The organism is Micromonospora sp. NPDC002411, assembly GCF_053592955.1.
Map to the genome: position 1 here is coordinate 18,103 of NZ_JBSFBM010000043.1, position 9,703 is coordinate 27,805.

Here is a 9,703-nt window from a genome sequence, read left to right on the forward strand (position 1 = left end):
CTGCACAAATATCGATTACAAGGGCGCCTTCCGTCGCAGGTGGTCAGAGGCGGGCGCCGATGTGGATGGCTACCGCGTCGTGTGCCGGCACGTTCGCCGCGAACCAGCCGTTGCCGTCCACCGTGACCACCGGTCCGCTGCACGTGCCGCCGGCGTACGTGCCGTGGATGACGTCGCAGTACCGCCCGGCGGGCAGCCCCGAGAAGTAGGACCGTCCGTTGACGGCGGAATCCTCGTCGTTGATGGTGACGAAGCCCTTGCCGCTGCGGCTGAACGCGATGTGGTTGTTGCCGTTGTCGTACCAGTTGGCCACCCCGGCGCCCTCGGTGGCATTGCGGAAGCCCACCATGTTGGCGATCACCGGCCAGCGGTGTTCACACTCCCAGCCGGAGTAGCAGGTGGTGTTGAGTGTCTTGTTGCCGCCGTCCGAGGGAGGGCCGGCGTCCCGGCTGCTGAAGGTGTAGCTGGACATCACCGTCGGCGACCCGTACGGCCAGGCCAGCATGAACGCGTTCGCCAGCGCGTAGATACCCCGGTCGGAGTAGGTCAGCACCCCACCGGCGTCGCGCTGGGTGTCGTGGTTGTCGACGAACACCGAAGCCGAGCCGGTCGGCAGGTGCCCCCACCCCTCGCCGAAGTTGCGCAGGTAGGCCAACCGCTCCGAGCGGAACACCCGGGCCAGGTCCTTGCCGTAGCGGAACTCGTGCACATCGCCGTTGCCGGTGTACTCGGTCGGCTGGACGGGCTCGCCCGCGCCGTAGATGACCTCCTGCACGACGTACGCCGAGCGGGAGAGCTTGCCCCTGATCGCGGCGATGTCGGCGGCCGGCATGTGCTTGCTGGCGTCCAGCCGGAAGCCGTCCACACCGAGCGAGAGCAGGTCGTTGAGGTATGAGGCGATCTTCGTACGGACGTAGTCGGACTCGGTCTTCAGGTCCGAGAGGTTGACCAACTCGCAGTTCTGCACCTCGAACCGGTCGTTGTAGTTGACGATGTCGTCGCCGTTGTTGCGCCCGCAGTGGTGGAAGTCCTGGGTCTGGTAGATGCCCGGGTAGTCGTAGTGCGAGTAGGGCGAACCGGCCCAGCCCGTGCCCCCGTTGGCCTGACCGGACATGTGGTTGATCACCGCGTCGACGATCACCTTGACCCCGGCCGCGTGGCAGGTGTTGACCATGGACTGGAACTGGGCCCGGGTGCCCTTGCGGGACTCGATCCGGTAGCTGACCGGCTGGTACGCCAGCCACCACTGGTTGCCCCGCACGTGTTCCTGCGGGGGTGAGACCTGGACGAAGCCGTAGCCCTTCGGGCCGAGGGTGCTCTGACACTCGGCGGCCACCGAGGGCCAGTTCCACTCGAAGAGCTGGACGATGACCTTCTTGGCGCCGGAGGGGGCGGCGGCGGCCGGGGGTGCGGTGGCGGGAAACAGCAGGGTGGCGACCAGGCCGAGGGCGAGGACCGCCGAGAGGCGTCGACGTCGATGCATCGGGACTCCTGACGAGCGCGGGGTGGGGGTGGTGGGGGGAGGAAGCGCCGGGCTGCTCGAATCTTGCAGTCATCGCTGAAAATTGCTGAAAGGTTACAAGCTCGTTGCAGGCGCTGTCTACGTATGGATGATGGTCGCTGTTCGTGTCAGGTCTGTGGAGGGCCGCAACGCACGGCGGCACCACTCGGTTCGATCCCGAACCAGAAATTTTTCGCAGCGGGTGATCCGCGCGCCCCGTCAGTCCGTACTGGATGGGGGAGCAGGGGTCGGCCGGTGGTACGCCGCCGCGAGACGATCGAGGAGCAGATGGCCCGGGCACAGCAGGACAAGAAGGCGGCGACCGTCCGGACCAGCGCCAGCAGCCGGGGGGTGCGAACCCCCTCGCGGCCGGCGGTCGGCATGCTGATCGCGTCGGCGCTCGCGGCGCTCTGGGCGGCGATCATGCTGACCGGCGCCGGACAGAAGGCGTACGCGTACGGCTTCTTCTTCACCGAGTTCTTCGCCGGGGTGATCTCCCTGGTGGCGTTGAGCCTGACCGTGATGCTCGGTCTGCTCGCCACCGACCGGCTGGTGCTGCGCATCCCGCACCGGGTGCTGATGCAGTCGGCGCACCGCGCCACCGGCGTGCTCGGCGTGGCCGGGCTCGGATTCCACGTTCTCACCAAGATCGCCACAGGCCGGGCGGCGGCGACCGACGCGCTGGTGCCGTTCGTCGGCGGCCGAGGGCTCTACGTCGGCCTCGGCACGGTGGCCGCCCTGCTCATGGTCAGCGTGATCTGGACCGGAATCATCCGGGCCCGCTTCGCCGATGTCGGTCCGAAGTGGCTGTGGCGCGCCATGCACTCCGTCGCGTACCTGGCCTGGCCCTTCGCCGTGCTGCACGGCCTCAACGCCGGTCGGGCCGCGGCGCCCTGGGTGATGTTCAGCTACCTCGGCTGCATCCTGCTCGTGGTGCTGGCCCTGCTGGTGCGGCTCTCGGTCAGCATCGGTCGGCGCAGCCGCGAACAGCACCAGGCGGCGGTGCGCAACGCGGTGATGGCTGGCCGGGCCGAGGAGGCGAAGACCGCGCGAACGCTGCTCGCCGGGTTGGGGCGCCGCAGCAAGCCCGCCGACAAGCGTCCCGCCTGGGCGGACACCACCACCGCCACCTGGGCCGCGCCGGCCGCGCGGCGGGACCCGGAACGGTTCACCGTTCCGGTGGTGCCCGAGCCCGGCTCCCTCGTGGAGCCCACCCGGCCCAGTCGACGTCGACGCGAAGAGGAACCGGCCGCCCGCCGCGACACCGAACGCTCGTCCCGCAGCCGGCGCGACGAGGGGGAGTCCACCACCCGCCGGTCGACCCGCCGCAGCGTCGAGGAGGAGCCGGTGGCCCGGCGGCGCGGCTCGCGTACCCGGGACGAGGAGGTTCCGACCGGCCGGCGACGCGCCGAGGAGTCGGACGCCGAGCGGCCCAGCCGCCGGTCCCGCCGCGAGGACGAGGACAGCCGGTACTCGGCCCCGCCGCTGCCGACGGCCGAGCCCGAGGAGCCGTGGGACAGCCCGCGCCGCTGGCAGGCCGCCGAGCCGATCTCCGCCGGCCCGGTCTCCGCCGAACCGATCTCCAGCAGCCCGATCTCGGCGACGCCGCGCAGCGGCAGCGGCCGACACAGCGTGGAGGACGACCTGCCGGAGGAGCCGGACTACTGGCGCCCGCCGGCCCGGTACGTGCCGGACGAGGCACCGCCAGTCGACGACACGCCGACCCTGGTCGACCTGGCCTCGCGCCGCGCCAAGCGGGCCGCCGGCGAGGGCCGCTCCGCCAAGCGCCGCAAGGCCAGCGCCGACGCGGTGGACGGGGCGTACTGGGCTGGGCTGCGGGGTGAGGCCAAGTGATGCGGACGGCTGTGCCACCGGTCGCCTGCGTGGGCGAGCCGCGGCTGACCGCCGGCTTCGCCGAGTACGGACGACTCGACCTGGCGGCGCACGAGGAGGTACACGGACCGATCGGGCCGATGGAGCCGGCGCAACTGCTCCGGCTCGCCGAGGGCATGCAGCTCAAGGGCAAGGGAGGTGCGGGTTTCCCGTTCGCCCGCAAACTGCGCGCGGTGCTGGAGTCCTGCGAGCGGCAGGACCTCGCCGCCGTCGTGGTGGTCAACGCCACCGAGGGTGAGCCGGCCAGCTGGAAGGACAAGGTGCTGCTGACCCGCGCACCGCACCTGATCCTGGACGGCGCGGCGCTGGCCGCGTACGCGTTGGACGCCGACGAGATCGTCATCGGGGTCGCCGACGACGGGGTCGGCCGGGACTCGCTGATGGAGGCCCTCGAAGAGCGCCGGATGCCGGTGATGACGACGATCGTCACAGTGCCGCACCGGTTCATCTCCGGTGAGGGCGGAGCGCTCGTCAACGGAATCAACGGGCTGCCGCACATCCCGCCCGGCACCAAGAAGCGCTCCAGCGACTCCGGGGTCAGCGGCCTGCCCACCCTGCTGTCCAACGCCGAGACGTACGCCCAACTCGCTGTCGGCGCCCGACTCGGCCCGTACGAGTACGCGGCGCTCGGCACCGACGACGAGCCGGGCACCGTGCTGCTCACCGTGACCGGCGCGGCGGGTCGACCGGCCGTGGTGGAGTGCACCGCTGGCATGCCGCTGCGTGACGTCCTTGACCTGTGCGAGGTCCCGGACGTGCAGGGCATCCTGATGGGCGGCTACCACGGCAAGTGGATCACCCCGGAGGCGGCGGAGAAGGCCGAGGTGTCCCGCAAGGGTCTGGCCGCGGTCGGCGGCACCCTCGGCGCGGGCATCATCGTCCCGGTCGGGGTCGACACCTGCCCGCTCGGTGAGGCCGCGCAGGTGGTGCGTTACCTGGCCGGGGAGTCCGCCGGCCAGTGCGGACCCTGCAAGATGGGCCTGCCGGACCTCGCCCGCGCGGTGGACCTGGCCGTGGCCGGCAGCCAACCGGCGGACGTGGTGCGCGCCGCCGCCGGCGAGGTGAGGGGCCGGGGCGCGTGCAGCCACCCGGACGGCACCGCAAGGTTCGCCCTCTCCGCGATCGAGGTCTTCGCCGAGGATCTGCGGCTGCACAGCACCGGCGACGGCTGCGGCCGACGGGTCAAGGGCGTCATGGGGCTGCCGGGCGCGCCGGACGCGAACCCGCAGAAGCTCACCCTGGACTGGTCGCGGTGCGACGGGCACGGCCTGTGCGCGCACGTCGTACCGGACTTCATCCGGCTGGACGCGAACGGATTCCCGGCCTTCCCGGCCACCCCCGTGCCGACCTGGTTGCGGGAGGGAGCGCTGAAGGCGGTCAAGGTGTGCCCGGAGCTGGCTCTGCGCCTGGCCAAGGCGGAGTAGGGCACCGAAAGATCCCTTGCGGACGAGAACGGAGAAGCGGATGGGCATGGCGAGGACAGCGGCCGGGCGCCTGCGCCACACGGCCACCGCCGGAGCGCTCGTCGTGGCCCTGTTCGGCGCTGCCGCCTGCACCGGCACCGCGCCGGGTGGGCCCACCGTCGTCGGAGGGGCCCCGACCGTGACCGGAGCAGCCCCGACCGTGACCGGTGCACCGACCAGCGCGCCGCCCGCGACCCCGGCCCCGGTCCCGGTCCCGGACGTCCTGCGCTTCACCGGGACGACCCTCACCGGCGCCGCGTTCGACGCGGCGCAGTTCGCCGGCAGGCCGGTGGTGCTGTGGTTCTGGGCGCCGTGGTGCGCCACCTGCGCCAGTCAGGCGTGGACGGTGGCCGAGATCGCGCCGAAGTACCGGGACACGGTGCCGATCGTCGGCGTCGCCGGGCTGGGCGAGCAGCGGGCCATGAAGGACTTCGTCACCGAGTTCGAGCTGGCCGGGACGACCCAGGTCGACGACCGCAAGGGCGCGCTCTGGAAGCGGTTCAAGGTGACCGAGCAGAGCATCTTCGTGATCATCGACCGGACCGGCGCTGTGGTCCACCGGGGATTCCTGGACGGTGAGGCGCTCAGCGCCCGCGTCGCCGCCCTGGCCGGGGCGTGACCGCCGCGCTGCTGCTCGCGCTGACCGCCGGCATGCTCGGCGCGGTCAACCCGTGCGGCTTCGCGTTGCTGCCCGCGTACCTCTCGCTGTTGGTCGCCGGAGCGTCGGACACCCGCGGCGCGGTCGGCCGCGCGCTCACCGCGGCGGCCGGGCTGACAGTGGGGTACGTGCTGGTCTTCGGCGCGTTTGGCCTGGCGCTCGCGCCGCTGGCCGGCTGGCTGCGACCCCACCTGCCGTGGCTCACGGTGACGCTCGGTGTGCTGCTGGTGCTGGCCGGTTGCTGGCTGCTCACCGGACGGCGACTGCCCAGCCTCGGCTGGTCGGCGCGAGCGCCCCGGCTGACCCGTTCCTGGCCGTCGATGATCCTGTTCGGCGCGGCGTACGCGTTGGCGTCGCTCGGCTGCGCCATCGCCCCGTTCCTGGCGATCGTGGTGACCAGCCTCCAGGCCGGCTCGACCGGGCGTGGGCTGGCGCTGTTCGGGGCGTACGCCCTCGGGATGGGTCTGGTGGTCGCGGTCGCCGCTCTCGGTGTGGCGCTGCTGCGCGACGGGCTGGTGGCCCGGCTGCGTGTCGCCGGCGCGCTGGTGCCCCGCCTCAGCGGTCTGATGTTGCTGGTGACCGGTGGTTACGTCGCCTGGTACGGCTGGTACGAGCTACGGCTGGCCGCCGGCCGCCGCGATGCAGTGCACGACCCGGTCATCCGAGCGGCCGCCCAGGTCCAGCGAGCCCTGGCCGACACCGTGGACCGGATCGGCCCGACGCTGCTCCTGGCCGTGCTGGCCACCCTGCTCCTGACCGCCCTCCTCCTCAAGCGCGCCCACCGCCCGCCTCCCGCCCTCGTTGATCATGAAGTTATCGCCTCGACGCGCCGAGGTGAGGGGCAATAACTTCATGATCGACCCGGCGGGGGCGGGGTGGGGATCTGAGGCGGCGACGTTGGTCTTGACATCCGGAAACGATCATCGGAGTCTGTCTGACAACGTTGTCACACCGAAGGGCCACCATGCGTATATCTGAATTCGAGTTGAGCAGGCGGCGGCTCCTCATCCTTGGTAGCGCCGTCGGCGCTGGACTCGCCATCGCCCGACCCGCCGCCGCCCAGGCCGCGCCAGCCGCCACCACGCCACCGGCTGCGGCCACTGGCCCGGTTGCCAACACCTACCACGCGTTGCTGCTCGCCCACACCCGATGGGCCGAGGAGCAATGGGATCCGGCGATCAACGCGTACCGCCTCGCGGACTTCAGGTTCGCGGTCGTCCTCGGTAACGCGGTCCTGCTCATCTCGCCCGGGTACGACGCGGCGGCAGCCGGCGTCGACCGGGACACGCTGCACGCCCGTACCATCGCGACCATTCGCCGGTTCGCGGCCACCAACCGGCTCGCCGGCGGCACCGAGTGGGGCCGACAGCTGTTCTGGGACAGCACCTTCGAGCTGTACTTCGTCCTGGCCGCCCGACTGCTCTGGTCCGACCTGGACGAGGTCACCCGCAACAACGTCGACCGCATCGCCCGCGGGCAGGCCGCGTACGCCCATTCCCTCGGCACCGGTAACGACCCGCTGAGCGGCAGTTGGACGCCGAACGGCCTCACCGGTGGCTGGGTCGGTGACACCAAGCTCGAGGAGATGGGCGTCTACGCCCAGGCGATCGCGCCCGGCCTGGCCTGGGCGCCGGACGACCCCGCCGCCGCGGCGTGGCGCGAGCGGTTCTCGATGTGGACGCTCAACGCGACCGGACTACCGGCAGCCGACCGCGCCAACCCCGCCGTCGTCGACGGGCGCGCGGTCGCGGACTGGAACACCGCCCACAACATCTACGACACGTTCCTCGTCGAGAATCACGGCTCCTTCGGCCCGCACTACCAGGAAGAACTGTGGCGCACCGCGGGTCGTACCGCGGCGCACTTCCTGACCGCCGGCCAACCGCTCCCCGAGGCGCTTTCCCGGCAGCCCAACGGCGACCAACTGTGGCGGACCATGCGGCTGCTGGCCAGCGATGCCGGCGAACCCTTCATGCCGATGGTCGCGGACCGCTACCACCTGTACGGCCGTGACGTCCTGCCGCTCGCCTTCCTCGCGCAGGTCCAGGGCGACCGGCATGCCGCCCGGGCCGAGGCGGACCTCGCCGAGCGGCTCATGCCCTACCTGAACTACCCGCCGGAGAATCGGCTCACCAAGTTCAGCGGCGAGCCGAAGTACGAGCCCGAAGCCCGGGCCGAGGTCGCCATCAGTTACCTCTTCCATGCCTGGCGTGCGGCCAACGGCGGTGTGGTCCAGCCGGTAGCCAGCACCACGTTCTTCGCGGCGGCGGCGGGCACCCGGGACTTCGGGGAGCAGGCCGGGCTGACCGCCCACCAGACTCCGGCCGCCTTCGCCGCGGCGGTCAGCAAGACCGGATTCGTGTCGTTCCAGTGGGCCCCCGTCCACGACAACTGGTTGTTCGACACCCGGGCGGCCTCGCTGCTGCCGAGGCAGTCCGCGCCGGTCCTCGGCCGCACCTCCGCCGCGTACACAGTGGCCAGGGACGGTGTCGACGCCACGGCGACCGTTCTGCGCGTCGCCGGCGGCACCGCCGGATACGTCACGCTGCCCACCGGCACGGTCGTGTACGCCACCACCGGCACCGGTGCCGACGAGGGCGTCTTCACCCTGTTCAACCTGAACATGCCCGGCGTACCCGGGCTCACCGGCACCCGCACCTTCACCGGCGAACAGGGGTCCGTCACCCTGGCTGGACAATCGGGCGTCGGCGACGGCGGAACCGACCAGATCAGCTTCGCGTCTCGTGCAGCCAGGCACGTACGGATGCTCGGACGATCCCCCGCCACCCAGTACGGCTACTCGCTGTTCGCCTTCGCCGTGCTCAACGCCAGCGGGGTCGACCTCGCTACCGGCCGGCCCACCACGGCCTCGTCCGCCGACCCCGCCTACCCCGCAGCACGCGCAACCGACGGCAACCCCGGCACCCGCTGGGCGGTCGCCCGTGAGGAACGCGGCCGCGCGGACAGTTGGCTCGCCATCGACCTCGGCGAGGCCGTCGACATCAGCGGCGTACGCCTGGACTGGGAGGCCGCGTACGGCACCCGCTACGTCATCCAGACCTCTCTCAACGGCACCGACTGGAGCGACGCTGCGGTCGTGCCGGACAGCCCGAGCATCGCCGGCTCCTGGCTGGACGTCGACGGACGAGCGGGCCTGGTGGTCCACAACGCCCAGAACCCGATCACCGTGACCGCCACCACCGTCACCCTGTCCAGCGGACCGGCCACCGGCAGCACCCGGCTGATCATCGAGGGGTACGCGGGCGCGAGCCGGTCGGCCCTGGCCGCCGCGGCGTCGCGAACCCTGCCCAGCGGTGGTCCGGAGGCGTTGCGGGTGAGTGACGCGGACGGATACCTGAGCCTGTTCAACCTGTCCGACGGCGCCATCACGACGGCGGCCGTCACGCTTTCGCAGGGCGCCACGCTGCGGTTGTACCACGGAAGTCAGGTCACCGGATCCGGGACCACGACCTACCAGGTCGACCTTGCCGCTGCGACCGCACGCGTCGAGCCGCCCCGGTTCACCGCGACCGCGGCACAGCCGGAGAAGGCGATTCCCGCCGGTACCCGGTTCGACGTCACCGACTCGCACCACCTCCGGATCACCGCCCCCGCCGGGCACATGGTGAAGGTGCAGGTGGAGTCCGCGGCCGGCGGCGCCCGACAGCGCGTGACGGTCCCCGCTGGACACAGCAAGGACGTCGCGTTCGCTGGTGGGACGGTGACGCCGACCAGTGACCTGGCCCGGTCCCGGACGACCTACCCGACGTCACCGCTGCCGGCCGGCATGACCGACCCGTCGGCCGTCGTCGACGGCGACCCGGGGACCGCCTGGCAACCCGGCCCGAACGGCCGCATGGTGATCGACCTCGGATCGCTCCGGGAGTTGGCGTCGGTCCGCCTGACCTGGACTCCCGGTCGGCGGCGACCGATCACCGTGTCCACCTCGGCCGACGGGCTCGGCTACGTGCCGGTCGCCTCGGTGCCGAAGCCGAAACCCGAGACCACCGTCACGACCAGGTCCTCCGGGCGGTACCTGGCGGTCGCGGTCGCCGACTGGCAGCCCGGTGACGCCCGGCTGACCTCCGTGGAGGCGTTCGGTGCCTGAACCGTCGGGATCGACCACGGACTGACACCCGTGGCCCGAAACGGCGGCGGCGGGGGGGGGGGGGGGGGCCCCGCCCCCCC

Annotated in this window: 6 protein-coding genes; 5 read left to right on the top strand and 1 reads right to left on the bottom strand. The window is 71.9% G+C overall.

Annotation, left to right across the window (positions count from 1 at the left end; translation table 11 throughout):
• Positions 1-43: 43 nt before the first annotated feature.
• A complete protein-coding gene (locus tag ACWCO3_RS08315; protein WP_450009130.1) occupies positions 44-1,483 on the bottom strand; it encodes an alpha-amylase in 1,440 nt (479 codons plus the stop codon).
• Between the two features lie 273 nt (positions 1,484-1,756).
• On the opposite strand from ACWCO3_RS08315, the gene ACWCO3_RS08320 reads away from it, so the two are divergent.
• From ACWCO3_RS08320 to ACWCO3_RS08340, 5 genes are all read left to right on the top strand, one after another.
• On the top strand, positions 1,757-3,355 hold the full coding sequence (locus ACWCO3_RS08320; protein ID WP_357936286.1) for a hypothetical protein: 1,599 nt from the start codon (positions 1,757-1,759) through the stop codon (positions 3,353-3,355).
• Positions 3,355-4,818, top strand: a complete 1,464-nt coding sequence (locus ACWCO3_RS08325; RefSeq protein ID WP_358078493.1) for an NADH-ubiquinone oxidoreductase-F iron-sulfur binding region domain-containing protein — start codon at positions 3,355-3,357, stop codon at positions 4,816-4,818. Before ACWCO3_RS08320 ends, ACWCO3_RS08325 begins: the two co-directional genes overlap by 1 nt.
• Before the next feature lie 46 nt (positions 4,819-4,864).
• On the top strand, positions 4,865-5,476 hold the full coding sequence (locus ACWCO3_RS08330) for a TlpA family protein disulfide reductase (protein ID WP_450009132.1): 612 nt from the start codon (positions 4,865-4,867) through the stop codon (positions 5,474-5,476).
• Positions 5,473-6,363, top strand: a complete 891-nt coding sequence (locus ACWCO3_RS08335) for a cytochrome c biogenesis CcdA family protein (protein WP_450009134.1) — start codon at positions 5,473-5,475, stop codon at positions 6,361-6,363. The genes ACWCO3_RS08330 and ACWCO3_RS08335 overlap by 4 nt, the downstream gene beginning before the upstream one ends.
• 116 nt (positions 6,364-6,479) lie before the next feature.
• Positions 6,480-9,623, top strand: coding sequence for a discoidin domain-containing protein (locus tag ACWCO3_RS08340; RefSeq protein WP_450009136.1), 3,144 nt, complete (start codon positions 6,480-6,482; stop codon positions 9,621-9,623).
• The last annotated feature ends 80 nt before the right edge of the window (positions 9,624-9,703 follow it).